At 64.0% G+C, this 25,766-nt stretch carries 23 protein-coding genes; 8 read left to right on the top strand and 15 right to left on the bottom strand.

Features of this window, described 5'->3' with window-relative positions; translation table 11 throughout:
* Nucleotides 1-109: 109 nt before the first annotated feature.
* The 11 genes from Q0L30_RS18720 to Q0L30_RS18670 form a co-directional block, all read right to left on the bottom strand.
* Nucleotides 110-1,414: an FAD-binding oxidoreductase gene (locus Q0L30_RS18720; RefSeq protein WP_296659585.1), complete on the bottom strand. Its 1,305-nt coding sequence runs from the start codon at nucleotides 1,412-1,414 to the stop codon at nucleotides 110-112.
* Nucleotides 1,414-2,706, bottom strand: a complete 1,293-nt coding sequence (locus Q0L30_RS18715) for an FAD-binding oxidoreductase (protein WP_296659582.1) — start codon at nucleotides 2,704-2,706, stop codon at nucleotides 1,414-1,416. Before Q0L30_RS18715 ends, Q0L30_RS18720 begins: the two co-directional genes overlap by 1 nt.
* A gap of 61 nt (nucleotides 2,707-2,767) precedes the next feature.
* Nucleotides 2,768-4,375 (bottom strand): DUF3138 family protein, encoded by a 1,608-nt coding sequence (locus tag Q0L30_RS18710; protein ID WP_296659579.1) that lies wholly within the window; start codon nucleotides 4,373-4,375, stop codon nucleotides 2,768-2,770.
* A gap of 200 nt (nucleotides 4,376-4,575) precedes the next feature.
* The gene (locus Q0L30_RS18705; protein ID WP_296659576.1) at nucleotides 4,576-5,487 is read right to left on the bottom strand and encodes an ABC transporter permease subunit; all 912 of its coding nucleotides are present in this window, start codon (nucleotides 5,485-5,487) and stop codon (nucleotides 4,576-4,578) included.
* A complete protein-coding gene (locus Q0L30_RS18700) occupies nucleotides 5,484-6,458 on the bottom strand; it encodes an ABC transporter permease subunit (RefSeq protein WP_296659573.1) in 975 nt (324 codons plus the stop codon). Before Q0L30_RS18700 ends, Q0L30_RS18705 begins: the two co-directional genes overlap by 4 nt.
* A 13-nt stretch (nucleotides 6,459-6,471) precedes the next feature.
* The gene (locus Q0L30_RS18695) at nucleotides 6,472-7,626 is read right to left on the bottom strand and encodes a polyamine ABC transporter ATP-binding protein (RefSeq protein ID WP_296659569.1); all 1,155 of its coding nucleotides are present in this window, start codon (nucleotides 7,624-7,626) and stop codon (nucleotides 6,472-6,474) included.
* A 235-nt stretch (nucleotides 7,627-7,861) separates the two neighbouring features.
* A complete protein-coding gene (locus Q0L30_RS18690; RefSeq protein ID WP_296659566.1) occupies nucleotides 7,862-8,983 on the bottom strand; it encodes a polyamine ABC transporter substrate-binding protein in 1,122 nt (373 codons plus the stop codon).
* A 77-nt stretch (nucleotides 8,984-9,060) separates the two neighbouring features.
* Nucleotides 9,061-10,494 carry an aspartate aminotransferase family protein gene (locus Q0L30_RS18685; protein WP_296659563.1) on the bottom strand — a complete coding sequence of 478 codons (1,434 nt, stop codon included), beginning with the start codon at nucleotides 10,492-10,494 and terminating at the stop codon, nucleotides 9,061-9,063.
* A 17-nt stretch (nucleotides 10,495-10,511) separates the two neighbouring features.
* Nucleotides 10,512-11,846, bottom strand: a complete 1,335-nt coding sequence (locus Q0L30_RS18680) for a glutamine synthetase family protein (protein WP_296659562.1) — start codon at nucleotides 11,844-11,846, stop codon at nucleotides 10,512-10,514.
* Between the two features lie 31 nt (nucleotides 11,847-11,877).
* Complete coding sequence (locus Q0L30_RS18675) at nucleotides 11,878-12,687, bottom strand: gamma-glutamyl-gamma-aminobutyrate hydrolase family protein (RefSeq protein ID WP_296659559.1); 810 nt, start codon at nucleotides 12,685-12,687, stop codon at nucleotides 11,878-11,880.
* A 294-nt stretch (nucleotides 12,688-12,981) separates the two neighbouring features.
* Complete coding sequence (locus tag Q0L30_RS18670) at nucleotides 12,982-13,206, bottom strand: hypothetical protein (protein WP_293034701.1); 225 nt, start codon at nucleotides 13,204-13,206, stop codon at nucleotides 12,982-12,984.
* Between the two features lie 405 nt (nucleotides 13,207-13,611).
* Between Q0L30_RS18670 and Q0L30_RS18665 the strand changes: the two genes are divergently transcribed.
* The 3 genes from Q0L30_RS18665 to speB all read left to right on the top strand — a co-directional run bounded on the left by Q0L30_RS18665 (nucleotide 13,612) and on the right by speB (nucleotide 16,858).
* On the top strand, nucleotides 13,612-14,181 hold the full coding sequence (locus Q0L30_RS18665) for a cupin domain-containing protein (RefSeq protein ID WP_296659557.1): 570 nt from the start codon (nucleotides 13,612-13,614) through the stop codon (nucleotides 14,179-14,181).
* Nucleotides 14,182-14,255: 74 nt separating this feature from the next.
* Nucleotides 14,256-15,746, top strand: a complete 1,491-nt coding sequence (locus Q0L30_RS18660) for an aldehyde dehydrogenase (RefSeq protein ID WP_296659554.1) — start codon at nucleotides 14,256-14,258, stop codon at nucleotides 15,744-15,746.
* A gap of 149 nt (nucleotides 15,747-15,895) precedes the next feature.
* Nucleotides 15,896-16,858 (top strand): agmatinase, encoded by a 963-nt coding sequence (speB, locus tag Q0L30_RS18655; RefSeq protein ID WP_296659551.1) that lies wholly within the window; start codon nucleotides 15,896-15,898, stop codon nucleotides 16,856-16,858.
* 6 nt (nucleotides 16,859-16,864) lie between these two features.
* Here the strand turns inward: speB and Q0L30_RS18650 are convergent, their stop codons facing one another.
* Complete coding sequence (locus tag Q0L30_RS18650; RefSeq protein WP_296659548.1) at nucleotides 16,865-17,308, bottom strand: MarR family winged helix-turn-helix transcriptional regulator; 444 nt, start codon at nucleotides 17,306-17,308, stop codon at nucleotides 16,865-16,867.
* Nucleotides 17,309-17,466: 158 nt separating this feature from the next.
* On the opposite strand from Q0L30_RS18650, the gene Q0L30_RS18645 reads away from it, so the two are divergent.
* The 3 genes from Q0L30_RS18645 to Q0L30_RS18635 all read left to right on the top strand — a co-directional run bounded on the left by Q0L30_RS18645 (nucleotide 17,467) and on the right by Q0L30_RS18635 (nucleotide 20,280).
* On the top strand, nucleotides 17,467-19,005 hold the full coding sequence (locus tag Q0L30_RS18645; RefSeq protein ID WP_296659546.1) for a DHA2 family efflux MFS transporter permease subunit: 1,539 nt from the start codon (nucleotides 17,467-17,469) through the stop codon (nucleotides 19,003-19,005).
* Nucleotides 19,006-19,074: 69 nt separating this feature from the next.
* Complete coding sequence (locus Q0L30_RS18640; protein ID WP_296659543.1) at nucleotides 19,075-20,019, top strand: AEC family transporter; 945 nt, start codon at nucleotides 19,075-19,077, stop codon at nucleotides 20,017-20,019.
* 57 nt (nucleotides 20,020-20,076) lie between these two features.
* Nucleotides 20,077-20,280 (top strand): glycine zipper 2TM domain-containing protein, encoded by a 204-nt coding sequence (locus Q0L30_RS18635; protein WP_296659540.1) that lies wholly within the window; start codon nucleotides 20,077-20,079, stop codon nucleotides 20,278-20,280.
* Between the two features lie 74 nt (nucleotides 20,281-20,354).
* Here Q0L30_RS18635 and Q0L30_RS18630 read toward each other — a convergent pair whose 3' ends face one another.
* The 3 genes from Q0L30_RS18630 to Q0L30_RS18620 all read right to left on the bottom strand — a co-directional run bounded on the left by Q0L30_RS18630 (nucleotide 20,355) and on the right by Q0L30_RS18620 (nucleotide 23,535).
* Nucleotides 20,355-21,200, bottom strand: a complete 846-nt coding sequence (locus Q0L30_RS18630) for a carbohydrate ABC transporter permease (RefSeq protein WP_296659538.1) — start codon at nucleotides 21,198-21,200, stop codon at nucleotides 20,355-20,357.
* Nucleotides 21,197-22,105: a carbohydrate ABC transporter permease gene (locus Q0L30_RS18625; protein WP_296659535.1), complete on the bottom strand. Its 909-nt coding sequence runs from the start codon at nucleotides 22,103-22,105 to the stop codon at nucleotides 21,197-21,199. Before Q0L30_RS18625 ends, Q0L30_RS18630 begins: the two co-directional genes overlap by 4 nt.
* A 197-nt stretch (nucleotides 22,106-22,302) precedes the next feature.
* Complete coding sequence (locus Q0L30_RS18620) at nucleotides 22,303-23,535, bottom strand: ABC transporter substrate-binding protein (RefSeq protein ID WP_296659532.1); 1,233 nt, start codon at nucleotides 23,533-23,535, stop codon at nucleotides 22,303-22,305.
* 292 nt (nucleotides 23,536-23,827) lie between these two features.
* Here Q0L30_RS18620 and Q0L30_RS18615 point away from each other — a divergent pair, with 292 nt between their 5' ends.
* Both Q0L30_RS18615 and Q0L30_RS18610 read left to right on the top strand, forming a co-directional pair.
* Nucleotides 23,828-24,601, top strand: a complete 774-nt coding sequence (locus Q0L30_RS18615; RefSeq protein WP_296659528.1) for an SDR family oxidoreductase — start codon at nucleotides 23,828-23,830, stop codon at nucleotides 24,599-24,601.
* A gap of 74 nt (nucleotides 24,602-24,675) precedes the next feature.
* The gene (locus Q0L30_RS18610; protein WP_296659525.1) at nucleotides 24,676-25,743 is read left to right on the top strand and encodes an ABC transporter ATP-binding protein; all 1,068 of its coding nucleotides are present in this window, start codon (nucleotides 24,676-24,678) and stop codon (nucleotides 25,741-25,743) included.
* Nucleotides 25,744-25,766: the final 23 nt, after the last annotated feature.

Genomic DNA, 25,766 nt, shown 5'->3' with positions numbered 1-25,766 from the left:
GGCGCATTAAAGTCCTCCGCCGCTTTAATTACAGTCCTCGCCGCCATGCAGTGTGCAATGTAGACGCCTTATCTGCAGCCAGCGCCGCGCGACGCACAACATCGAAGCTTCAAAGCATCTCCATCACGCGGTGATAAAGCATGCCGATTTCGAGCGCGGGCCGCCGCCATGCAGGTCCCCCGGGAAAACGCGCATGCCGCAGTCGCGCGAACAAATCGAACGCCGCGCTCTCGCCCGCGATGGCCTGCGCAACAGAACGTCCCGCAATGCCGGTCAGCGCAACGCCATGACCGGAAAAGCCCTGCACGTAGTAGTAGTTCGGATCGATTGCGCCGAAGTCCGGCGCGCGGTTGCGCGTGACGTCGACGAAGCCGCCCCACGCATAATCCACGCGTGTGCCCGCAAGCTGCGGGAACACATCGACCATGCGCTTTTTCATCGCCTCCGCTAATTCCGCAGGCGCGGCGCCCGCCGAATTCGCACGGCCGCCGAACAGCAGGCGGTCGTCGGCGCTCAGGCGGAAGTAGTCGAGAAAGAAATTGTTGTCGCAGATGGCGGCACGCCCGGGAATCAGCGCGTCGGCGCGTGCGCGGCCGAGCGGTTCGGTCGCGATGATGTACGACGCAATGGGCGCGATGCGTGCGGCGACGCCCTCGGGTAGCACACCGCCCGGCACGGCGTTGCAGCACGCCACGACGAAGCGGCAGCGCACTTCACCGCGCGCGGTCTTCACGACCGGACGCACGCCGCGCACGACCTTCAGCGCGCGCGAATGCGCGAAGAGTTGTGCGCCTTCGCGGCGCGCGGCGTCGGCGAGACCGAGGCAGTATTTGAGCGGATGCAGATGGCCGGAAACCGGATCGAACACGCCCGCGAGATAACGCTCCGAAGCGACACGCGCGCGCGTCGCTTCGGTATCGAGCCATTCGAGCTGGTCATAGCCCCAGCGCGTGCGCGCGGCGTCCATCCATGCACGCAGATCGGGCACGCGTTTGGCCTTCGTCGCGACCGTGACATAACCCGCCGTGAAATCGCAGTCGATGCCGTAGTGTTCGATGCGCTCCCGCACGAGCCCGATGCCCTCGACCGATAGCGCCCATGCGGCGCGCACGCCTTGCGCGCCGAGTTGCTTTTCGAGCACTTCGTCCTTCGCGAAGCCGACAAGCGTTTGCCCGCCGTTGCGTCCCGATGCGCCCCAGCCGGGCCGGTGCGCGTCGAGCACGATCACCGACAAGCCGCGCGCGCGGCATTCGAGTGCGACCGACAAGCCGGCAAAGCCCGCGCCGATCACACAGACATCGGCGTCGAGCGTGCCTTCGAGCACGGGGTCGTCGTCGGCGGGGCGCGCGACCGAAGCCTCGTAATACGAGTTGCGGCCGAGGGCGTGAGCGTGGGCGTCGAGGCGTGCAGTCATCAGAGCAGATCCTTCATTCGATACCAGGCCATGGCGAGTACGAGGGCGGGGGTGCGCAGCGCCGCACCGCCGGGGAAATCGCGGTGACGGATCTTGCCGAACAGGTCGAAGCGCGCGGCCTGGCCGTCGATGGCCTCGGCGATCAGCTTGCCGGCGAGCCCTGTCGTGTTCACGCCGTGCCCCGAAAAACCCTGGGCGAAATAGACGGTCGGCTTGAGCCGGCCAAAATGCGGTGCGCGATTCATGGTGATGTCGACGTAACCGCCCCACGCGTAATCGACTTTCACATCGGCGAGTTGCGGGAAAGTCTTCAGCATGTCGCGCCGCATGGCTTCGCCGAGATTGGGCGGCGCGAACGTCGAATAGCTCACCTTGCCGCCCCAGAGAAGACGCGTGTCGGGTGCGGGCCGGAAGTAGTCGAGCACGAAGCGGCTGTCGCAAACGGCCGCTTGCGCGGGCATGAGCGCGGCCATGCGTTCCTTGCCGAGCGGCTCGGTTGCGATGACGTAGGTGCCGACCGGCATGATCTTGCGCGAGAGTTCGGGCGCGAGCGCACCGAGCCAGGTATTACATGCGAGCACAACGAACTTCGCGCGCACCTTGCCGCGCGCGGTCTCGATGACATGGCCGCCGTTCTCGTCGTGAATGCGCGTCACGGCGCTGTCCTCGAACACGCGCACGCCGGCTTCGACGGCGGCGCGTGCGAGGCCCAGCGTGTAGTTGAGCGGGTGCAGGTGGCCGCTATCGGGATCGTAGAGGCCGCCCGGATAGCGCGACGACTGGGCGTACTGGCCGACGCCATTTGCGTCGACATAGCGGAACCGGTCGTAGCCGAAGCGCGTGGCGGCTTCGTCGCGCCAGCGCTTGAGGGCATCGACATCGCGCGGCTTGTTGGCGGCGGTGAAATACCCTTGCGTGAGCGCGCAGTCGATATGGTGCTTCGCCACGCGCGACTTCACGATGTCGAGCGTTTCAAGGCCCATGGCCCAGATCTGCCGGATTTCGTCCTCGGACATGAAGGCCGCGAACGTGTCGATGTCACAGGCGAAGCCGCCGATCAGCTGCCCGCCGTTGCGCCCGCTCGCGGCCCAGCCGACCTTCGACGCTTCGACGAGCGCCACGCGATGGCCGCGTTCGGCAAGATTGAGCGCTGCCGAAACGCCGGTGAGACCGGCGCCGATCACGCAGACATCGGCGTCGATCGTGCCTTCCAGAACGGGATGGCGCGTGGCGTCGTTGGCTGTCGCCGCGTACCAGGATTCGGCGTGAGGCTGATTGGCGAATTTGAGCATGGGTGAATGTCTAAATGAGAAGCGGACGGCGCCGCAACAGCCGCCGTCCGCCCCGGCCTCGTCAGAACGAGTAGATGAGCTGCGTGCCGATCAGGTCGTTGTTCTTGCTGTACGACCCGTCGCTGCGCAGGAACACCCGCTGCGTGGCCCAGTCGTGGCGATACTCGACCTTGACCGTGATCTGCTGTGTCGGGAAGAACAGCAGATCGAGCGCCACGTCCTGACGCGTTGCGCCCTTGCACTCCAGACCGGCTCCACCGTTGTTCACGGAGTTCACGAGGCAGTCCGCACCGACGCCGAAGCCGTTGTTCACGTCCATGCCGTTCGGATTGAGCACGATGCCGCCGCCGCCGCCGCCGTTCTTGCTGTTGGCGAGCAGGTCGTAGCGTACGGTCGCCCCCATGCGGCCCAGCCCCGGCATGCTGAACTTGCGATGCGCGAGCAGCGAGAAACCGTACCACTGCGCGTTGCCGCCGTTGAATGCCGCGTGCTGCTGCTGGCCGTAGTCGAGCTCGGCGTTGTACTGCAGATCCGCGAGCGTATAGGTCGCATCCAGTTCGCCGAAGAAGAAATAGCCGCCTGAAGTCGTTGCGTTCGCACCCGGACCAAAGCCCTGGTTGCCCGTGAACGGATTGGTGCCGACTCCCAGCGTCTGGCGTCCGATGTTGAACGAACCGCCGATATCGAGCGCGCTGGACCAGGTGTAGTCGGCACGCGCGGTGAATGTCGGGATTCTGTTGCTCCTCGTGATCGGGTCCTGGGTGAGCGGGAAGGGCAGCGAATTCGTGCCGGTCTGCGTGACCGCGCCATTCGTGCGGTACTGCTCGTTGGCGATCATGAACTTCCACGCCCAACTGCTGCCGCTAGGCGTCCAGTTCCAGCCCACGCCCACGTAGCTGCCCGGATCCGAGAAATCGTAGAGCAGGTTGTGCGTGAGGGTCAGCATCAGGTTGGACTGCTGCACCTCGTAGCCGCCGAAGCTCGGCATCAGGCCCGCGACGAAGGTTCCGGTGGCCGTCACCGGCACGGTGATGACGGCCGTGTTCAGGATGTTGCCGGTGATGTTGCCGCGCTCGTCGGACAGCAGCGTGATGCCGTTGCCGCGGCTCGGCATGAGCGTGATTTCGGCGGACGGCGCCATCGGCCCGACACCGAAGGTCTTCTTGATGTCGAGGTAGACGTCGCCGAACGTGCTGTTGAAGTAGTTGTACTGGGGCGAGCGGTTCGCGAACAGGAACGACGATGTGCCCGGCGCGCGATTATAGATATAGGTCGGGTCGATATAACCCGTGACCGACAGCCCCGCGAGCGGGCCCGTATTCGCTGCATCGCTCAGCGAATCCACCTTCAGTTGCTGGTTGGCGATCTGCTGCTTCATCGCCTCGACTTCGTCGTTGGTCAGACGCGCCGGCGCCTTGCCGTAGTCGGGCGACGACACATCCACCACCGGCGCGGGCGCCGCTGCGACGGCCGGGGCTGCACCGGCCGTCGTTGCGGTCGTGGTCTTCGCGTTCTTCGAAGCGGCCAGCTCGGACTTGAGCGATTTCACCTCTTTTTGCAGGGCATTCAACTGCGCCTGCAGGGCCTTGAGCTGGTCGCTGGTCGCGTCCGCCATGGCCAGACCCGGCAGGGCTCCGGCCACGAGCAAACAGATTAACTTCTTCCTCATCAGGATTCTCCTTGTGGGTCGTTTTTTTGCAAAGACTTCGGCGTTTAGCCTGGATACCCCGTCGATGTGCGGCTCGTCCCCACGAGCCGCACATCGATCCGCACGGTTGCCGCGCTGTTGCTTCGCGTTGTGCTTCAGGTTGTATTTCTGGCGTTGTTCCCCGGGTATTTCATGTGTGCTGGTCAGACCACCCCGGCCACTCAGGCCGCTCTGCGGCCGATCGGCTGGCCCACGGCGCCCGCGGGCGCCGCGGGCTTCGGGCCTTCCGCGGGATCCGGCTGCACGAAGGCCATCTGCATGTCGCGCAGGCGCTTTTTCTCGCGGGCCATCATCAACTGATTCACGAGGATCACCCCGATCGTCACGGCGGTAATGAAGAGCGTGGCGAGCGCGTTCATCTCAGGATTGAGGCCGAGGCGCACGCGCGAGAACACGACGAGCGGCAGCGTGGTCGAGCCGGGTCCCGAGAGGAACGCGGAGAGCACGAGGTCGTCGATGGAGAGCGTGAACGAGAGCAGCCAGCCCGAAAGCAGGGCCTGCGAGATGAGCGGCAGCGTGATGACGAAGAACACCTTGAGCGGCGTCGCGCCGAGGTCGAGCGCGGCTTCTTCGAGAGAGCGATTCATCTCTTTCACGCGCGACTGCACGATGATGGCGACGTACGAGACGCAGAGCATGACGTGGCCGATCCAGATCGTCAGTATTCCGCGGCCTCTCGGCCAACCGAGCATCTGTTCGAGCGCAACGAACAGCAGCAGGAGCGAGATGCCCTGGATCACTTCGGGAATCACGAGCGGCGCGTTGATCATGCCCGTGTAGAGCGTGAAGCCCTTGAAGCGGCCCATGCGCGCGAGCACATAACCCGCCCAGGTGCCGATCGCCACCGAAGCGAATGCGGTCATCAGGCCGATCTTCAGCGAAAGCCACGCAGCGCTCAACAGTTCTTCGTCTCGCAGCAGCGCGCTGTACCACTTCAGCGAAAAGCCGGACCAGACCGTCACGAGCTTCGACTCGTTGAACGAGTAGACGACGAGGCTGATGATCGGAATGTAGAGAAACAGGAAGCCGGCTGCGAGCACGCTTGCCGAGAGGGCGCGGTTGGGCTTGATCATTTGGCTTCCTCCAGTTCCTTGACCTGGTAATACTGAAAGACCGCCATCGGCACGAGCAGCAGCACCACCATCGCAACGGTCACTGCGGACGCCATCGGCCAGTCCATGTTGTTGAAGAACTCGTCCCACATGACGCGGCCGATCATCAGCGTGTCGGCGCCGCCGAGCAGTTCGGGAATCACGTACTCGCCCACCGCCGGGATGAACACGAGCAGGCTGCCCGCGATGATTCCGTTCTTCGAAAGCGGCAGCGTGATCTGCGTGAACGCGACCCACGGCTTTGCGCCGAGGTCGTAGGCGGCCTCGAGCAGCGTGAGGTCCATCTTGACGAGGTGCGCGTAGAGCGGCATGACCATGAACGGCAGATACGAATAGACCATGCCGATATAAACGCCCGCGTCGCTGTGATAGAGGCGCAGCGGCGAGTGAATCAGACCGATGGCCATGAGCGCGTGATTGAGCAGGCCGTCATCCTTGAGAATGCCGATCCACGCATACACGCGGATCAGGAACGACGTCCAGAACGGCAGCATCACGCCCATCATCAGCAGGTTGCGCGTGGCCGGATTCGAGCGCGCGATGTAATACGCGATCGGATAGCCGATCAACAGGCAGAAGATGGTTGAGACCGCAGCCATCTTGAGCGAGCTGATGTAAGTGGCGATGTACAGATCGTCCTGCAGCAGGAACGCGTAGTGCGAGAGCTGCATGGCGAAGTGCACGACGCCGTCTTTGATCTCGATGAGGTTCGTGTAGGGCGGAATGCCCATGATCTGGTCGGCGAAGCTGATCTTCAGCACCAGCACGAAGGGCAGGGCGAAGAAGAGCGTCAGCCACAGGAACGGAATGCCGATCACGGCGGTGCGGCCCGAGGGCACGAAGCGCGAGAGAAAACGTACGAGCGCCGCGCGCTGCGCGCCGCTGCGCCCGGCCGTGGCCTGCGCGTTGGCAGTGGGAAGAGACGTACTCATGTGGGGATCCTCCTCATTGCGTGAGCACAACGCCGCTGGCCGGCGACCAGGACACGTAGACGTCGTCGTTCCAGACGGGCGCATCGTCGCTCGTGAGGTGCGAACTGGAGAGGTTCGAGACGACCACCTTGCCGCCCGGCAGGCGCACGTGATAGAGCGAGTAGCTGCCCATGTAGGCGACGTTCGAGACGACGCCGCGCGCCCAGTTGTGCTGCGAGGCGGGCTTCTCGCGCGTGACGCGCACGCGCTCGGGGCGCACCGAGATGCCCACGGGCATGCCGAGCGGGCCCGTGATGCCGTGGCTCACGTACATGCGCGTTTCCAGATCCTCGCTTTCGACGAAGATGTGATCGGGTTCGTCCTCGACCACGTTGCCTTCGAACAGGTTGGTCGAGCCGATGAACTCGGCGGAAAAGCGGCTGTTGGGGAATTCGTAGACCTGGCTCGGCGAGCCGATCTGCACGATGCGGCCTTCGCTCATGACGGCGAGCCGGTTGGCCATCGTCATCGCTTCCTCCTGATCGTGCGTGACCATCACACAGGTGACGCCGACCTTCTCGATGATGTTCACGAGTTCGAGCTGGGTTTTCTGGCGAATCTTCTTGTCGAGCGCCGACATCGGCTCGTCGAGCAGCAGCAGCTTCGGACGCTTGACGAGCGAGCGCGCGAGCGCCACGCGCTGCTGCTGGCCGCCGGAGAGCTGGTGCGGCTTGCGCCTGGCGTAACGGCTCATCTGCACGAGATTCAGCGCGTCGGCCACGCGTTCGCGGATCTCGTTCTTCGGCACGCCTTCCTGCTTGAGGCCGAATGCGACGTTCGTTTCGACGCTCATGTGCGGAAAGAGCGCATACGACTGGAACATCATGTTGACGGGGCGACGGTACGGCGGCAGCGTCGCGAGGTCTTCGCCGTCGACGAAGATGCGGCCCGACGTGGCGGTTTCGAGCCCGGCGAGCATGCGCAGCAGCGTGGACTTGCCGCAGCCGGAGCTGCCGAGCAACGCGAAGAGTTCGTTCTTCGCGATGTCCAGGCTGACATGATCCACGGCGGTGCTGTCGCCGAATTTCTTGACGACGTTTTCGATTCGCACGAAGGCGTCGTTGGGGGTAGCCGCGGCGCCCGATGCACGCGCGGCCGCACTGGCGTTGACTGTTGACGTCGAATTCATGATGTAACCTTGTAGTTCCTTTCTGATCGCAGGCGCGAGCGGTCCCGCACGGGGCGCATGACGCGACTCGCGGATATCTGTACTGCGAACGAGGCTCGGGGGATGCCGTGCGCGCCGTCACGGAATACGGCGCGGCACAACCGGACTTCAGACTTCGGGCTTCAGGCGGAGAGGGGTCGAGCGATCCCTCTTCCGCAGTGTCTCCTTCATGTTTTCTTCAGGGGCTTTCAGGGCATCAGTGGCCCGTCTTGAGCTGCGCCCAGAGACGGTTTTCCAGGCGCAGGATATCGGCCGGCATCGGCTTCATCAGCGTCATCTTCTTCAGGACATCTTCCGGCGGATACACCGTCGTGTCCTGCACGACCGCCGGCGTCACGAACTGGTGAGCGGCCTTGTTCGCGGTCGGATAGAACACTTCGTTCGTGATCTGCGAATTGACCTTCGCGTCTTCGATGTAGTTGATCCACTTCATCGCGGCTTCGGGGTGCGGCGCATCCTTCGGCACGACCATCACGTCGAACCACAGCAGACCGCCTTCCTTCGGGTTCGAGAACTTGAGGTGATACGAACGCTTGGCTTCCTCGGCACGGCGGTGCGCGATGCCGACGTCGCCCGACCAGGCCACCGCGACACAGACGTCGTTGTTGACGAGGTCGTTGATGTAGCCCGACGAGTTGAACTGGGTGATGTACGGGCGGACTTTCTTCAGCACTTCAAAGGCGGCCTGATAATCGGCGGGATTCGTGCTGTTCGGATCCTTGTGCATGTACTGCAGCGTGGCGGCGAACACGTCCACGGCCTGGTCGAGGAACGACACGCCGCAGCCCTTGAGCTTCGAGAGATATTGCGGATCGAACACGAGCGCCCAGCTATCCACCGGCGCGTTGTCGCCGAGCGCCTTCTTGACGGCCTCCACGTTGTAGCCGATGCCGTCGGTGCCGAAGGCCCAGGGCACGCCGTACTGATTGCCCGGATCGGCGTCCGCGATCATGTGCATGAGCACCGGATCGAGGTTCGCGAGGTTCGGGATCTTCGACTTGTCGAGCTTCTGGTACACGCCGGCCTGAATCTGCTTGGCCATGTAGTTCGAGGTGGGCACAACGATGTCGTAGCCCGAGCTGCCGGCGAGCAGCTTGGCCTGCAGCGTGTCGTCGCTGTCGTAGTTGTCGTACTTCACCTTGATTCCGCTTTGCTTTTCAAAGCCCGGAATCGTGTCCTTCGCAATGTAGTCGGACCAGTTATAGACGTTCAATACGTCGTCCGCTGCGCGTGCCGGCTGGCTCGATGTAGCCGTGAGACCCGCGCACAGAGCGAGGGCGGCAACCGCGACCGCATGACGAAGATGACTAACACTCATTTTGGTATCCCCTGAAGTGAAGGTTGACCGGCGGCGCCTGCGCCCCGTGGCGCGCCGCCGGTCAAAGACAAGTGACGTTACATAAGTCCCAGTTGTTGCGCGGTTGCGTCGATGGCGGCCTTCGCCTTCGACACGATTTCATCGATCTCGGCGCGCGTGATCACGAGCGGCGGCGAAAGCAGCATGCGGTCGCCGGTGGCGCGCATGATCAGGTTGCCGTTGAAGCAGAAGTCGCGGCAGATCGTGCCGACGTCGCCGCCGTTGGCGAAGCGCTTGCGCGACTTCGGGTCTTGAGCGAGCTGGATGCCGGCGACGAGGCCGACGCCCGAGATGTCGCCCACGATCGGATGCTTGCCGAGCGCCTCGCGCAGACGTTGCTGGAAGTACGGGCCGGTATCCGCCTTCACGCGTGCGACGATGCCGTCGTCGCGCAGCAGCTTGAGATTCGCGACGGCGACGGCTGCAGCGACCGGGTGACCCGAATAGGTGAGGCCGTGGTTGAAGTCGCCGTTCTCGATGATCGCCTTCGCCACGCGGTCGTGCAGACCCACCGCGCCCATCGGCACATAGCCGCTCGTGAGGCCCTTGGCCATCGTGATCAGGTCCGGCTCGAAACCGAAGTGCTGATGCGCGAACCACTCGCCCGTGCGGCCGAAGCCGCCGATCACTTCGTCGGCGCACAGCAGAATGTCGTACTTGCGGCAGATGCGCTGGATTTCCGGCCAGTAGGTCGACGGCGGGAAGATCACGCCGCCCGCGCCCTGGAACGGCTCGCCGATGAATGCGGCGACATTCTCCGCACCCACTTCGAGGATCTTCGCTTCGAGTTGCTGCGCGCGTGCGAGGCCGAACGCTTCCGGCGTCATGTCGCCTTCGGCCTCGCCGAAGAAATACGGCTGGTCGATATGAACGATGTTCTCGACCTTCGAGGGCATCTGATCGTGCATGTAGCCCATGCCACCGAGCGTGCCGCCCGCGATGGTCGAGCCGTGATAGCCGTTCTTGCGCGAGATGACGACCTTCTTCGACGGCTTGCCTTGCGTGAGCCAGTATTGATGCACGATGCGCAGCACCGTGTCGTTGCCTTCGGAGCCGCTGTTGCAATAGAAGAAGTGATTGAACGGCTCGGGCGACAGCTCGGCGAGCAGCGCCGAAAGCTCGATGACCGGCGGGTGCGTCGTCTTGAAGAACGTGTTGTAGTACGGCAGTTCCTGCATCTGCCGGTAGGCGGCGTCGGCCAGTTCCTTGCGGCCGTAGCCCACGTTCACGCACCACAGACCGGCCATGCCGTCGATGATCTTGTTGCCCTCCGAGTCCCACAGATACACGCCCTTCGCTTTCACGATCACGCGGCTGCCGTGCGCGTTCAGCGCGCCCATGTCCGAGAACGGATGGATGTGATGCGCGGCGTCGAGAGCGCGGTACTCGCTCGTGGAGCGCGCGGCCTGCGCGTGCAGCATCGTCGGGGCGGGTTGGATGGCGCTTGCGGGCGCATCGATTCGGTAGCTCATTGTTTGTCTCCTTGCGGTTACACGTGCAACAGCAGATGTTTGCGTTCCCACGAGCTGATCACGCGGAAATACGCTTCATATTCGGTTTCCTTCAGCGCCAGATAGGCGCGCACGAATTTCTCGCCGAGGATGTCCTTCAGCGGTTCGCATGCGCTCATCAGCGTGAGGCCCTCTTCGAGATTGCGCGGGAGCTGGTACGGCAGCGCGTAGCCGTCGCTCACGAGCGGTTCGGTCGGCTTCAGATGCTGTGTGAGGCCGAGGTAGCCCGCGGCGAGCGTCGCGGCAATCGCGAGGTACGGGTTCGTGTCCACGCCCGGAATGCGGTTCTCGACGCGGCGCGCGGCCGGCGACGAGTACGGCACGCGAAAGCCCACCGTACGGTTGTCGTAGCCCCATGCAACGTTGATCGGCGCGGCCATGAAGCGCGACAGGCGGCGGTACGAATTGATGTACGGCGCGAAGATCGGCATCAGCGCGGGCGTGTATTTCTGCAGGCCCGCGATGTACGCGTAGAACATGTCGGTGGGCTTGCCGTCCTGACCCGTGAAGAGGTTCTGGCCGCTTTCGGCGCTCACGAGGCTCTGGTGCACGTGCATGGCCGAGCCCGGCTCGTTCTCCATCGGCTTCGCCATGAAGGTGGCGTACATGTGGTGACGCAGCGCCGCTTCGCGCACCGTGCGCTTGAACAGGAACACGCGGTCGGCCAGATTGAGCGGATCGCCGTGCAGGAAGTTGATTTCCATCTGCGCGGCGCCGACTTCGTGAATCAGCGTGTCGACTTCGAGATCCTGGATATCGCAGTACTCGTAGATGTCTTCGAAGAGCGGGTCGAACTCGTTGACGGCTTCGATCGAGTAAGCCTGGCGGCCCGTTTCCGGGCGACCCGTCCGGCCGATGGGCGGCGCGAGCGGAATGTCCGGGTCCTTGTTCATGTCGACGAGGTAGAACTCCAGCTCCGGCGCGATAACGGGCTTCCAGCCTTTCGCCGCATAGAGTTCGAGCACGCGGCGCAGCACGCGGCGCGGCGAGATTTCGACCGGCGTGCCGTCGAAGTGGACGCAATCGTGAATCACCTGCGCGGTCGGATCGACGGCCCACGGAATGATGCGGATCGTCGAGGAGTCGGGCACGCAGACCATGTCCGGGTCGGTGACGCCGGTCAGGCTGCCGTCTTCCGGGTAGTCGCCGGTCACGGTCTGGATCATCACGGCTTGCGGCAGCCGCATGGATTCGCCGGATTCGAACTTGCTGCGCGGAATGATCTTGCCGCGCGCAATACCTGCCATATCGGGGATGATGGCTTCGATTTCGGTGATGTGATGCTTTTTCAGAAACTCGTCGATCTCTTGCATGATTGTTCTCTCTATCGGGTACGGGCTGGCTTCAGGCGTGGGCGGTGCGAGGCGCTTCGGCGCCAGGCCTGGCAGCCCCGCCCGGTATTCGGGCCAGCATGCGTGCGCGGCAGGCTTCTCCGAACGCACGGAATAGCGCGGTGGACAGGGCGTTTTGCGCGTGCTTCCACTCGGGGTGCCACTGCACGCCCAGTGCGAATGCGCGCGCATTGGCGACGCTCACGGCCTCGATGAGTCCGTCCGGCGCATGGGCTTCGGCCACGAGCCCGGCGCCCATCCGGTCGATTCCTTGCCCATGCAACGAGTTCACGCGTGCCTCGCGTGCACCGTGCGCGAGGCGTTGCAGCAGGCCGCCGTCGACGAGCGCGATCTGATGCGCCGGACCATATTGCTCATCGAGCGAATCGGCCTTGTTTTCGCGGTGATCGTCGAAGCCTTCCACGGCGTGCACGTGTTGATGCAGCGTGCCGCCGTACACGACGTTCATTTCCTGAAAGCCGCGGCAGATCGCGAGGACCGGCACGCCGGCCTCGATTGCGGCGCGCATGAGCGGCAGCGTGGTTGCATCGCGGTGCGGGTCGTGCAGCGTGCCTGGCTCGCTTTGCGCACCGCCGTAATGATGCGGTTCGACGTTCGAGTAGCTGCCCGTGAAGAGCAGCCCGTCGACCGCGTCGAGCAGATCGGCTGCGGCCTGATGCGTGCCGAGTGCGGGCACCACGAGCGCGAGTGCGCCCGCGCCGTCCACGGCGGCGGTGATGTACTTCTCGCCGGTGACGTGCGACGCATGTGCGCCTGTCATGGTTCGATCGGCAGTGACGCCGACCAGAGGTTTAGTTCGCATGGCTAAAGTTCTGCTTCCTTGGTCTGCCGCTATGCGCAATTCATGAATTGCGGGAAATGCAGCGGGTGTGACATGACCTTGCAGCCCCGCAAGAAACGAGGCCGCAAACCTGAATTGCGCCGGGCGCCCTGCTAACGCATGGCACTGCGCGTGGAGATCATGTAGGCGGTTCGTTTCCTGCCGATGTGCGGTGCAACCGTGGTTGGACGCGCGCAGTCATTTCGCACGGGCGAGGCGACGGACCTCACGGGCGAAAGACGACAGAAACGGCGAACAGCGCAGGAAGGAGAGGCGCTAGGGCAGCAGCGACGCGACTTCGTCCGTATGGACGGCGATGAACGCGCGCGCGGAGATGGCATTACGGCGCCGGACCGACCGGCGCGAAAGTATCGTGATGGCGGATAAAAGCAGGCGAGAGGCAAGCCTGCCGCTACTGCCATCGGCGATGGCGGCACAGTCGCTGCGAAGACACCTCGCAGGACTTTGATGCCATCGGACCAGAGGGCCACGGACTCTCACAATTGCACTCGACTGGGTGACGTTGAACAAGGGTTCATTCCCGCTGCGAACGCGAATACGGCCAACGTTGCATCAACCGGAACGCGGTCGTCTTCCGAAGTTCTTCGCATCGCTATGCATATGCGGCACTGCAGCGTAGCAGCGGGAACTTCATCATGCCCGACCTGTGATTCAGGATATACGAGCCAAAATAGCCGTCAATTATTTTTTAACGTTTTTGGGGTCAGCACTTTCCCGAGTGTCCGCCGGAACGCGCTTGCGCGGGGGACGTATGGCCCGATTTTGCGGCGACGCCCGTCATACGCGGGTTTCTACTGACTGAAAAAAACCCCAACTGATTAGAATATTCAACACGTCCGCTGGGTCCCACGCGCGTGCGCGCGCTTTCGTCTACGGTTCTTGAACGTGTCCGAATCTGTTTCGTCATCCACTGAAGTCGCCGTCCGGTTGCGCTACGTGCGCAAGCGGTACGGCCTGTCTCAGCGTGAGCTTGCAAAGCGCGCGGGCGTCACCAATGGTGCGATCTCGCTGATCGAGCAAAGCCGCGTCAGCCCGTCGGTCGGGTCGCTCAAGAAGCTGCTCGAATGCATTCCCATGAGCCTCGCGGAATTCTTCACCTTCGACTTGAGCGAAGGCAGCAGCGTGGTGTCGCGGCGCGACGAGATGCCGAATCTCGGCACGGCGTCCATCGAGTTCTATCTCGCGGGCTCGAACGTGAAAGACCGCAACATGGGCATCCTGCGCGAGGTGTATCAGCCGCTCGCCGATACCGGCGCCGAAATGCTCACTCATGCGGGTCATGAAGGTGGCGTCGTGGTGTCCGGCCAGCTCGAACTGAGCGTGGACGGCACGACCTGGCTGCTCGACCCCGGCGACAGCTACTACTTCGAGAGCCGCCTGCCGCACCGTTTTCGCAATCCCAGCGCGAACGACATCTGCGAAGTGGTGTCGGCAAATTCGCCGCCCACTTTCTGATCGCGCGAACCAACGGCCGTCAGCCGCCCTGTACGCGGCACGCACGGTAAATCGCACAACATTGAGGCATCCTGATGGAAAAGAAAACACTCGCTTACTGGCAGGACAAGGCTGCAACCCTGTCGATCGAAGGCCGCGCATTTATCGACGGCGCATATCGTGACGCTTACTCGGGCCGTACCTTCGACTGCGTGAGCCCGATCGATGCGCGCGTGCTTGCGAGCGTCGCGGATTGCGGGGCTGCCGATGTGGATGCGGCCGTCGCCGCCGCGCGCCGCGCGTTCGACGCGCAGGTGTGGGCGGGCCTGAATCCGCGTGCGCGCAAGTCGGTCCTGCTGCGCTGGGCCGCGCTCATGCGCGAGCATCTCGACGAACTCGCGCTGCTCGAAACGCTCGATGCGGGCAAACCCATTGGCGACACAACGACCGTCGACGTGCCGGGCGCGGCCTATTGCGTCCAATGGTTCGCGGAGGCAATCGACAAGATCGGCGGCGAAGTCGCGCCCGCCGACCACCATCTCGTGGGCCTCGTCACGCGCGAGCCGATCGGCGTGGTCGCTGCCGTCGTGCCCTGGAATTTCCCGATTCTGATGGCATCGTGGAAGTTCGGCCCGGCGCTCGCGGCGGGCAACAGCGTGGTGCTCAAGCCTTCGGAGAAGTCGCCGCTCACGGCTATTCGCGTCGCGCAGCTCGCGCACGAGGCGGGCATTCCGGCTGGCGTATTCAACGTACTGCCGGGCGGCGGCGAGCCGGGCAAGCTGCTCGCGCTGCATCGCGACGTGGACTGCCTCGCGTTCACGGGTTCGACCGGTGTGGGCAAGCAGATCATGCAGTACGCGGGCCAGTCGAATCTCAAGCGCGTGTGGCTCGAACTCGGCGGCAAGTCGCCGAACATCGTGCTGCCGGACTGCCCGGACCTCGACCGCGCCGCGAACGCCGCGGCCAGCGCGATCTTCTACAACATGGGCGAGATGTGCACGGCCGGTTCGCGCCTGCTCGTGCATCGCGACATCAAGGACGTGTTTCTTGCGAAGCTTGTGGAGGCTGCGCGCCAATACGTGCCGGGCAATCCGCTCGACCCGAAGACGTCGATGGGCGCAATCGTCGACAAGATCCAGCTCGAGCGCGTGCTGAGCTATATCGAAGCGGGCCGCAAGGAGGCGAAGCTGCTGCTAGGTGGCGACCGCGTGAACGAATCGAGCGGCGGCTTCTATCTTCAGCCGACCGTGTTCGATACGCACCACGATTCGAAGATCGCGCGCGAAGAGATTTTCGGACCGGTGCTGTCGGTCATCACATTCAGTACGATTGACGAAGCGGTTCGCATCGCCAACGATACCGACTACGGCCTTGCCGCCGCGGTCTGGACGGCGAACCTCACGCACGCGCACGACATCGCGCGCCGTCTGCGCGCAGGCACTGTGTGGGTCAACTGCTACGACGAAGGGGGAGACATGAACTTCCCGTTCGGCGGTTTCAAGGAATCGGGCAACGGCCGTGACAAGTCGTTGCACGCACTGGAGAAGTACACCGAGCTGAAGTCCACGCTCGTGCGGCTGCGCTAAAGGATTCGCAAGCCAGCGCGGCTGCAGGCACGCAATGCACGCCATGCACGCAATGCATTTAATGCCTGCCGCCGCGTTCCCAATGAATCCGGCCGCCGCGGCGCACTTTTTCCGCTTCATGCGCTGCGGTCCTTTCAATCAGGTCTTGCATGACTGCCATCATCCATGGCGACGGCGCGATTCGCCGTCCATCGCTTTACGGCTCTTCCATCGAAAACACTTATAGCGGCGTGCTGTCGTTCATGCGACGCAACTACACGCGCGAACTCGACGGCGTCGATGTCGTCGTGTCGGGCGTGCCGCTCGATCTCGCCACGACGTTTCGCTCGGGCGCGCGGCTCGGACCCAGCGCGGTGCGTGCGGCCAGCGTGCAGCTCGCCGAACTCGATCCGTACCCGTGGGGTTTCGACCCATTCGAAACGCTCGCGGTGACCGACTACGGCGACTGCTGGTTCGACGCCCACAATCCGCTGTCGATCAAGCCCGCCATCGTCGAGCACGCGCGCACGATCCTGCGCTCGAACGCGAAGATGCTCACGTTCGGCGGCGATCACTTCATTACGTATCCGCTCTTGATTGCACACGCGGAAAAATACGGCAAGCCGCTTTCGCTGATTCACTTCGACGCGCACTGCGACACGTGGGCAGACGATTCGCCGGACAGCCTCAATCACGGCACGATGTTCTACAAGGCCGTGAAAGACGGGCTCATCGATCCGAAGACATCGGTACAGGTGGGGATTCGCACGTGGAATGAGGACTTTCTCGGCATCAACGTGCTTGATGCCGCGTGGGTCCACGAGCACGGTCCGGCCGCCGCGCGCCAGCGCATTCTGGAGATCGTCGGCGAGCGGCCCGCGTATCTCACGTTCGATATCGACTGCCTCGACCCGGCCTTCGCACCCGGCACGGGCACGCCGGTGCCGGGCGGTCTTTCGTCGGCACAGGCGCTCGCGATCGTGCGCGGACTCGAAGCCGTGAATCTGATTGGCGCGGATGTGGTGGAAGTGGCGCCCGCCTACGACCACAGCGAAATTACCGCGATTGCGGCTGCGCACATTGCGTGCGACCTGCTGTGCCTGTGGCGGCAACGCAAGGTTGCCGCGCGATAAACCCCGTCAACGTTCGACGAGCGGTCCCAGATTGGCGCGCACGCGCTGCAGCATCTGGCTGAACTGTTCGGCTTCTTCAGGCGTGAAGCCCGCGAGGGCTTCCGCCTGCACTTCGTCGCCGATGTGGCGCGCGGCTGTGAGCACGCTTTCGGCTTTCGGCGTAAGGCTGACCTGAAGCTCGCGCCGGTCGTCCGGGTTGGCCGTGCGCGCGACCCATCCGCCTTCCTCCAGCCGTTCCAGCAGCCGCCCGGCCGAAATCGGCGCGACCTCCAGCCGTTCTGCGAGGCGCGCCTGATTCATGTCGCCGTAATGCGCGAGGTACGCGATCATGCGGCACTGCGCGCGCGTGAGTTCGAGCGACGACTTCGCCAGATCGTCGTAGCGCTTGCCGCACAGACGGCCCACATCGGCGATCAAGAAGCCGAAGCGTGTTTCGAGGTCGGTAGTCATGCCGCGATTATACGGACCACGGTTGCGAGCCCGGTGCGCGCGGCGGAACGGCGATTGTGCCGATTGTGTTAATTGCGCCGGTTGCGTCGATTGCGCGCGATACGACGCGCGTATAATAAGCATGCTTATTATCTCGACACGCAGGCTTTCCTTCCAAGATGACCGCAGTCGCGCAGGGCGGCCAGGCCGCACCGCTCAACCGCAGCATGATCACGCTCTCGATCATGCTCGCCACCCTCATGCAGACGCTCGACAGTACGATCGCCAACGTTGCGCTGCCGCATATGCAGGGCTCGATGGCGGCGTCGCAGGACGAAATCACGTGGGTGCTCACGTCGTATATCGTCGCCGCGGCCATCGCTACGCCGCTCACGGGCTGGCTGGCCGACCGCTTCGGCGTGAAGCGGCTGCTCGGTTTCGCCATTGCGGGCTTCACCGTGGCTTCGGCGTTGTGCGGGCTTTCGGAGACGCTCGGCGAGATCGTCGGTTCGCGGCTCTTGCAGGGTGTTTTCGGTGCGTCGCTCGTGCCGTTGTCGCAGTCGATCCTGCTCGACATCAATCCGCGCGAGCGCCAGGGCCAGGCCATGGCCGTGTGGGGCATGGGCGTGATGGTCGGGCCGGTGCTCGGCCCCACGCTCGGCGGCTGGCTCACGGACAGCTACAACTGGCGCTGGGTGTTCTTCATCAACGTGCCGGTCGGTGCGTTTGCGTTCTTCGGTGTTTCCACCTTCCTGCCGTCGCGCGAACCGGCCCGTGCGACGCGCTTCGACATGTTCGGCTTCGCCACGCTCGCACTCGCCATCGGCGCGCTGCAAGCGATGCTCGACCGCGGCGAACAGCTCGACTGGTTCGGCTCGCTCGAAATCCAGATCTACGCGCTGATCTCGGCCATCAGCTTCGCGTTCTTCATCGCGCACACGGCGACTTCGGGACCGGGCACCTTCTTTCGCTATCAGCTGCTCAAGGACCGCAACTTCGCGACGGGCACGTTCTTTATCTTCGTGATCGGCGCGGTGCTCTACGCAACGCGCGCGCTCTTGCCGCCGATGCTGCAAAACCTCATGGGCTATCCCGTCGCGACCACGGGCCTCGTCACCGCGCCGAGCGGCGCGGGCACGATGCTCGCAATGCTCATTGCGGGCCGCCTGCTGCGCCGCGTCGATGCGCGCGCGCTGCTGCTGTTCGGCTTCGTGGTGTCCGCCTACGCGCTGTGGCAGATGATGCAGTACACGACCGTCCTCTCGGCTTCGGATATCGTCTGGCCCGGCGTCGTTCAGGGCTTCGGGCTCGGCTTCGTTTTCGTGCCGCTTTCCGCGCTCACGTTCTCGACGCTCACGCCCGAGCTGCGCGCGGACGGCACGGCGACCTATAGCCTGATGCGCAATATCGGCAGCAGTATCGGCATTTCGATCGTGCAGACGTTCGTCACGCGCGGCACGCAGGTCGCGCATGCGGATCTCGCGGCGCACATCACGCCGTTCAATCCGGCGATCCAGCCGATGCTCGCAAACGGCTCGCATAACGATCTCGCGCTGCTCAATCAGACCATCACGCAGCAGGCGCAGATGATTGCCTATCTGAACGACTTCAAGATGATGTTCGTCGCGACGCTGCTCGTGATTCCGCTACTCGTGCTGATCCGGCCATCGTCCAGCAGCGCGTCCTCCGCCGACGCGAGCCACGCCGCGATGGACTGAACGTTCCGCTTCTCGTCCGCTTCTCGCCCGCTTCTTGTCGTACTCCGCCCGCAATTTCCATCGAACCGCATGCTTTCTGCCGTATCCATCCTGTTGCCCGTATTCGGGCTGATCTTTGCGGGCTTCGCCTGCCGCCGTCTCGGCGTGCTGGGCCCGGCCGCCGCTTCCGAACTGAACCGCTTCGTCGTGTGGCTCGCGCTGCCCGCGTTGCTCTTCGACATCCTTGCGCATGCCACGTGGCATGAACTGTTTCAGCCGGCCTTCGTTGCTGCGTTCGGCGGCGCGTGCCTGCTGGTCTTCGCGGGCGTCGTCGGCGTGCGGCTCTTTCTGGGCCGTCCGCTTGCCGATGCGAGCGTCGACGGTCTCGCCGCCGCGTATCCGAACACCGGCTATGTGGGCTTTCCGCTGTGCATGATCGCGTTCGGCCCGTCGAGCCTCACACCGACGACGATCGCAACGATCATCGTCGTGTGCGTGCTGTTCGCCTTCGCCATCGTGCTGATCGAAACCGGCCTGCAAAGCGAGCGTCGTCCGCATCGCCTCGCCATCAAGGTCGTGCGCTCGCTGCTGCGCAATCCGCTACTGGTTGCGCCCGCACTCGGTGCGATCGTTTCGGGCGCACACATCGCGTTGCCCGCAAGCGCGCAGACGTTCCTCAAGCTGCTCGGCGGCGCGGCGAGCCCCTGCGCGCTCGTGAGCCTCGGTTTGTTCCTCGCGGAGCGGCGCAGCAGCGAAACGGCGCCGCGCGAGTCGTCGTGGTGGCTCACGCTTTCGAAGCTCGTCGCACAACCGGCGCTGACCTGGTGGCTTGCCGTGCGCGTGTTTGCGTTGCCGGTTCCGCTCGCGCAGACAGCCGTCCTGCTCGCGGCATTGCCCACCGGCACCGGCCCGTTCATGCTGGCCGAGTACTACCGGCGCGAAGCGCACGTCACGTCGCGCACGATTCTGCATTCCACGATTGGCTCGCTTGTAACGCTCACGTTGCTGTTGCTGTACCTGCGGCACGGAAATTGAGCGCGTGGCACGCGGCTTGCGCCGATAAGGTCATGCCATCGAAAAGGGGGGCAGACGATGAACTGGCTTCGAAGGCACGGCGCGGCACTGGCATTCGCGATTTTCGCCGCATGTCTCACCATATCGGCCACCGGGGCGTGCACGCTGGGCGGTGCGGTTGCGGGCGGCTACGTCGGCAACCGGGTTACCAACGGCAGCGCGCTCGGCACGGTGGGCGGCGCAGTGGCGGGCGGGGTGATCGGTCACGAAATCGGCAGATGATGGCCACGGCGCATTCGTGCCGTGGCGAACCGGGCGCGTGACACGCCACGCGAGCGCGCCCGTTGCCGTCGTTGTTACTTGACCGCGCCGAGCGCGAGTCCTTTGACCATATAACGTTGCAGCCACGCGAACACTACTGATACGGGCAGCGTCGCCGCGAGCGTGGCGGCCATCACGAGTTGCCATTCGACGGTGTACTTGCCCGCCACCATGTCGGTGACCTGCACCGTGAGCGTCTTGTTCTCGGGCGAGCGGATCAGCGTATAGACCACCGCGAATTCATTCCACGCGCTGATGAACGTGAAGATCGCAGTGACCACCATGGCCGGCAAGGCGAGCGGCAGAAACACGCGAAACACCGCGCCCGTGCGGCTGCTGCCTTCGAGCCACGCCGATTCTTCGAGATCGCGCGGCACCGTCTGGAAGTACGACGAGAGCATCCACACGGCAAACGCGATGTTGAATGCCGCATACGAAACGATCACGCCGATCTTCGAATCGACGAGGTTGCCGTCGCCGAACGGAATCATCGCGGCGAGCCGGAACAGGCCCACCACCAGCAGGATCGGCGAAAGCATCTGCGTGACGAGCAGGAACTGCTTGTACAGGCCGCGGCCGCGAAACGGAAAGCGCGCGAGCGCGTAGGCGGCGGGCAGGCTCACGGCGAGTGCGAGCGATGTCGAAAGCACGCTCACGATGATGCTGTTGCGCAGCGCGACGCCGAAGTTCGCGGCTTCCCACATGTCGACGTAGTTCTGCCAGCGCCAGTGCACCGGCAGCCAGCGTGCGGGAAACACGAACACTTCGGAGGCGGGCTTGAACGACGTGAAGAACATCACGGCGAACGGGAACAGCACGGCGACCACCAGCGGCGAGAGCGCGAGCCAGCAGAGCAGCGAGCGTTTGAGCTTGCGGTTCATGCGAGGTCTCCTTCCGCGCTGCTGCCGCGCATGGCTTGCAGGCGCAGATAGGCGATCGAGAATGCGAACAGGATCAGGAGCATGACGAGCGACACGGCCGCCGCTTCGCCAGGGCGTCCCAGACGGAAGCCTATTTCGTAGAGGTAGGTGACGAGAATGTGCGTGCTGTCGTCGGGGCCGCCTTGCGTCATGACCCAGATGATCGGGAACGAGTTGAACACGTAGATCACGTTCAGCAGGATCGCCATGTTGATGAACGGTTTCAGCAGCGGCAGCGTGAGCTGGCGGAACTGCTGCCAGGCGCTTGCGCCGTCGATTCGCGCGGCTTCGTAGATGTCGCCCGGAACCGACGAGAGCCCGCCCAGCAGGATCGTCGTCGTGAACGGAATCGACACGAGTATGCCGACGGCGATCTCGACGGGGAACGCGTATTCCGGCGTGGCGAGCCAGTGAATCGGCCCGGAGATGAAGCCGAGACGCTGCAGCGTCACGTTGACCATGCCGTAGTCGTCGTTGAACGCCCAGCGCCACACCACGGCGGTCATCGTGAGCGAGACGGACCACGGCAGCATCACGATCGTGCGCGCGACGCCGCGCCCATAGAAGTCCTGGTTGAGGATGAGCGCGACCGGCACCGAAATCAGCACGGTGCCCGCGACCACGAAAAACGTCCAGACGAGCGTGTTGCGCAGCGCGCTCATGAACACGGGATCGCCGAGCACGTTATAGAAGTTCTGCAGACCACTGAAACCGCGGATCTGCCCGAAACGCGACACCTCGTGCAGCGACTGATACACGATGTTGAAGATCGGGTAACTGATGATGAACAGCGCGAGCAACAGACTCGGCACGATCAGGAGCCAGGGCGCGCGGGGTACGGCGACGGCACGGTTGGAGCGGCTCATGCGGATGGATTCGCGTGTACGTTCGGGGGCGCCGCCGGGTGCCGGACTGGCTGGCTGCGTTTGCCCGGTTTGTCTCAGGGGACCGGAAGTCATGGTGTTGCGCCGTGGTGACTACGTTGCTTCGATGCTTCGGCGGAGCGTCGCGCATGCGAGCCATGCCCGCATGCGCGACGGTCAGCGCCAGAGGCACGCGGTGCTTACTTGCCGAGCGACTTGTTCGCTTCGGTTGCGGCCTGGTTCAGCGCATCGGCGGGCTTGGCCTTGCCGAGGTAGATCGACTGCATCGCGTTCGTCACGGCCTTCGCGGTGTCTTCCCAGCCCGTCACGGTCGGCGCGAAGCGTGCGTGCGGCAGGAGTGCGATGAATGCCTGCGTGTCCGCATCCTTGAACGCCGGGTCGGCCGCTTCAGCCTTCGTCGTCGGCAAGAAGCCTTCCGTGCTCGTGAACTCCACGCGCGGCGCCTTCGTGAACAGGAAGTCGAGGAACTTCCAGGCGCTCTTCTTCACCTTCGAGTTCTTGAACATCATGATCGAGTCGGTCACCGCGTAGGTCGCGGGCGTCGTGGCGACCGGGATCGCGTCGATGCCGTAATGGATGTTCGGGGCTTCCTTCTTGAGCTGCTTCGCGAGGAACGGCGCCGAGATCATCATCGCCACGCGGCCCTGCTTGAAGAGGTTCTGCACGTCTTCACGGCTGTAGCCCGTCACGCCCGGCTGCGTGAGGCCCTGGTCGATCATCGACTTGTAGAGCGTCGCGGCCTTCACGCCTTCCGCCGAATTGAACGCCGCCTTGCCGTCCTTGCCCACGACTTCGCCGCCGTGGGTCCACAGAGCGTAGTAGAAGTACACGTCGGTTTCGATTTCCTTGCCTTGCAGACCGAAGCCGGCAATGCCCTTGGCCTTCAGCTTCTTCGATGCGTCGACAACTTCATTCCAGCTCTTCGGACCGTTCGGATAGCCCACCGAAGCGAGCATGTCCTTGTTGTAGTAAAGCGCGCGCGCCGAAGCGGCAATCGGCAGGCCATAGAGCTTGCCGTTGATTTCGCCCGGTGCCAGGAACGGGCCGATGAAGCGCGCCTTGAAGTTCGCGTCCATGTAACCGTCGAGCGGCTCGGCGATGTCGTCCTTCACGAAGTCGAGCAACCAGCGCGTGCCGATGATCGCGACGTCCGCGTTCGCGCCGCCTGCGATGTCCGTTTGCAGTTTCTGTTGCAGCGAGTCCCAGTTCACGTCTTCGATCTTGATCGTCGTGCCGGGATTGGCGGCCTCGAACTGCTTGGCCATTCTTTCGAAGTACGGCGCGGTGGCGTCGCTGTAGTGCGCGACGGTCACGCGAACGGTGTCGGCGTGCGCCGCGACCGCGATGCCCGCAAAGGCGAGTGCGACGGCAAGCTTGCCGAGCATGGTGGATGCACGTTGCTGAAACGACATTCTCTATCTCCTGTAGTGGTTATGCCCTGCTTTGCCGCCGCCGTGGCCCCGGCGCTGGGTTGCGTTGTTTGAAAAAATCCTACAGGATGAAAAAAGCGTTGTCACCTGGTAAACGCGATATTGTTTTCCCCTCGGCGTATTGCCTAACATACTGTAAAACCGGGAGAAATCTTGCGTCGCAGCAGAAAATCCAGTGCGTGTTAACCCGGACGCCGATACGCGGTTTTTAAGTAGTGTGTAGGAAATTTTCAGGTATGAGGGTAAGGCTGGCGAGCCTTCTGGAGAGTCGAATATGAGCCGGGTGGTGCTGGTGACGGGCGCGAGCGGCGGGATCGGCCGTGCGCTGTGCAAACAGTTTCTCGATGCGGGCGATACGGTTCTTGCGCTCGATCGCAACGAGGCGGGTGTGCAGTCGTTGCGTACGCAATGGGGTGCGCAACGGCTCGAGGCGCTCGTTGCCGACGTGAGCGACGCCGACGCGCTCGCCGCTGCCGTGTCGGCCGGAGTGGCCGCGCGCGGGCCGGTGGACGTCGTCGTGGCGAATGCGGGCGGCGCGCTCGGCACGACGCTCGCGCGCACCGACGCGGCGGGCTGGCGGCGCGACATCGACCTGAATCTCAACGGCACGTATTACACGGTCGAAACGGTCCGTCAGTCGATGATCGAGCGGCGGCGCGGCGCGATCGTGCTGGTCGGCTCCGTGAACGGACTCGCTGCGCTCGGGCATCCCGCCTATAGCGCGGCGAAGGCGGGGCTCGTGAGCTACACGAAGGCGCTGGCGATCGAACTGGGGCAGTACGGCATCCGCGCGAATCTCGTGTGCCCGGGCACGGTGAAGACGCCTGCGTGGCAGGCGCGTGTCGCACAGCGTCCGCAGATCTTCGAGGAACTGAAGAAGTGGTATCCGCTCGGCGACGTGGCGACGCCCGAGGACATCGCCGACGCGGTCCTGTTTCTCGCGTCGCCGCAGGCGCGCGTGATTACGGGCGTCGCGCTGCCGGTGGACGCGGGCCTCATGGCGGGCAACCGGATCATGGCAAACGAACTGACGCTCGACCCGCTCTGAAGCGTTCGGAGCAGGGTCCGAACAACAATCGGCAGGACACACGCGCGCACGCGCAATCAGCGAACGAGGCAAGCATGGCAGCGGTACAACTGAACGGCATCTACAAACGCTACGGCGAAACGCAGGTCGTGCACGGCGTCGACCTCGACATCGAGGACGGCGAGTTCGTCGTGCTGGTCGGCCCATCGGGTTGCGGCAAGACGACGCTCATGCGCATGATCGCCGGTCTCGAAGACATCAGCGGCGGCGATCTCACGATTGGCGGCACGCGCGCGAACGGCCTGCCGCCGCAGCAGCGCAATGTGTCGATGGTGTTCCAGAGTTACGCGCTCTATCCGCATCTTTCGGTGTACGACAACATCGCGTTCGGCCCGCGCATCCGCAAGGAACGCGAGGACACGTTCAAGCCGCGCATCGAGGCGGCCGCGAAGATGCTCAATCTGTCGAGCTATCTCGAACGCCTGCCGCGCGCGCTCTCGGGCGGCCAGCGTCAGCGCGTGGCGATGGGCCGCGCCGTGGTGCGCGACCCCGCTTTGTTTCTCTTCGACGAGCCGCTTTCGAACCTCGACGCCAAGCTGCGCGTGCAGATGCGCACGGAAATCAAGGCGCTGCACCAGCGCCTGCGCAATACGGTCGTCTACGTGACGCACGACCAGATCGAGGCGATGACGATGGCCGACCGCATCGTCGTGATGAACGCGGGCCGCATCGAGCAGATCGGCCGCCCGCTCGATCTTTACGACCGGCCGGGCAACCTGTTCGTCGCGAGCTTCCTCGGCTCGCCGTCGATGAACTTCGCGCAGGGCACGGTGATGAGCGATGCGCGCGGCACGGCGCTCGTGCTCGAAGACGGCTTGCGCGTGCCGCTTCCCGAAGGCCGGGCGCAGCAAGGCGCGCGCGTGACGCTCGGGATCCGGCCGGAGCATATCGAGGCGGGCGGCGAGGTGCCATTCAACGTCGACGTGATCGAGCCGACTGGCGCGGAGACCCATATGTACGGGAAAATAGGCGGCTCAACCTGGTGCGTCACCACGCGCGCGCGGCCGCAAGTCGAGCCGGGGCAGCGTATGACGCTCGGTCTGCCTCTCGCGCATTTGCATCTGTTCGACACCGAAAGCGGCAAGCGGCTCGATAGCGACTGAATTCGAAACCGAGCATTGTGGGC

The organism is Paraburkholderia sp., from assembly GCF_024281035.1.
Taxonomy (GTDB): Bacteria; Pseudomonadota; Gammaproteobacteria; order Burkholderiales; family Burkholderiaceae; genus Paraburkholderia.
This window is presented reverse-complemented; position numbering and strand designations above follow the sequence as displayed.

Bases quoted from the DNA above. Each gene is read 5' to 3' on its own strand.
- Q0L30_RS18720 (WP_296659585.1), bottom strand. From the start codon at position 1,414: ATGACTGCACGCCTCGACGCCCACGCTCACGCCCTCGGCCGCAACTCG.
- Q0L30_RS18715 (WP_296659582.1), bottom strand. From the start codon at position 2,706: ATGCTCAAATTCGCCAATCAGCCTCACGCCGAATCCTGGTACGCGGCG.
- Q0L30_RS18710 (WP_296659579.1), bottom strand. From the start codon at position 4,375: ATGAGGAAGAAGTTAATCTGTTTGCTCGTGGCCGGAGCCCTGCCGGGT.
- Q0L30_RS18705 (WP_296659576.1), bottom strand. From the start codon at position 5,487: ATGATCAAGCCCAACCGCGCCCTCTCGGCAAGCGTGCTCGCAGCCGGC.
- Q0L30_RS18700 (WP_296659573.1), bottom strand. From the start codon at position 6,458: ATGAGTACGTCTCTTCCCACTGCCAACGCGCAGGCCACGGCCGGGCGC.
- Q0L30_RS18695 (WP_296659569.1), bottom strand. From the start codon at position 7,626: ATGAATTCGACGTCAACAGTCAACGCCAGTGCGGCCGCGCGTGCATCG.
- Q0L30_RS18690 (WP_296659566.1), bottom strand. From the start codon at position 8,983: ATGAGTGTTAGTCATCTTCGTCATGCGGTCGCGGTTGCCGCCCTCGCT.
- Q0L30_RS18685 (WP_296659563.1), bottom strand. From the start codon at position 10,494: ATGAGCTACCGAATCGATGCGCCCGCAAGCGCCATCCAACCCGCCCCG.
- Q0L30_RS18680 (WP_296659562.1), bottom strand. From the start codon at position 11,846: ATGCAAGAGATCGACGAGTTTCTGAAAAAGCATCACATCACCGAAATC.
- Q0L30_RS18675 (WP_296659559.1), bottom strand. From the start codon at position 12,687: ATGCGAACTAAACCTCTGGTCGGCGTCACTGCCGATCGAACCATGACA.
- Q0L30_RS18660 (WP_296659554.1), top strand. From the start codon at position 14,256: ATGGAAAAGAAAACACTCGCTTACTGGCAGGACAAGGCTGCAACCCTG.
- speB (WP_296659551.1), top strand. From the start codon at position 15,896: ATGACTGCCATCATCCATGGCGACGGCGCGATTCGCCGTCCATCGCTT.
- Q0L30_RS18650 (WP_296659548.1), bottom strand. From the start codon at position 17,308: ATGACTACCGACCTCGAAACACGCTTCGGCTTCTTGATCGCCGATGTG.
- Q0L30_RS18645 (WP_296659546.1), top strand. From the start codon at position 17,467: ATGACCGCAGTCGCGCAGGGCGGCCAGGCCGCACCGCTCAACCGCAGC.
- Q0L30_RS18640 (WP_296659543.1), top strand. From the start codon at position 19,075: ATGCTTTCTGCCGTATCCATCCTGTTGCCCGTATTCGGGCTGATCTTT.
- Q0L30_RS18635 (WP_296659540.1), top strand. From the start codon at position 20,077: ATGAACTGGCTTCGAAGGCACGGCGCGGCACTGGCATTCGCGATTTTC.
- Q0L30_RS18630 (WP_296659538.1), bottom strand. From the start codon at position 21,200: ATGAACCGCAAGCTCAAACGCTCGCTGCTCTGCTGGCTCGCGCTCTCG.
- Q0L30_RS18625 (WP_296659535.1), bottom strand. From the start codon at position 22,105: ATGAGCCGCTCCAACCGTGCCGTCGCCGTACCCCGCGCGCCCTGGCTC.
- Q0L30_RS18620 (WP_296659532.1), bottom strand. From the start codon at position 23,535: ATGTCGTTTCAGCAACGTGCATCCACCATGCTCGGCAAGCTTGCCGTC.
- Q0L30_RS18615 (WP_296659528.1), top strand. From the start codon at position 23,828: ATGAGCCGGGTGGTGCTGGTGACGGGCGCGAGCGGCGGGATCGGCCGT.
- Q0L30_RS18610 (WP_296659525.1), top strand. From the start codon at position 24,676: ATGGCAGCGGTACAACTGAACGGCATCTACAAACGCTACGGCGAAACG.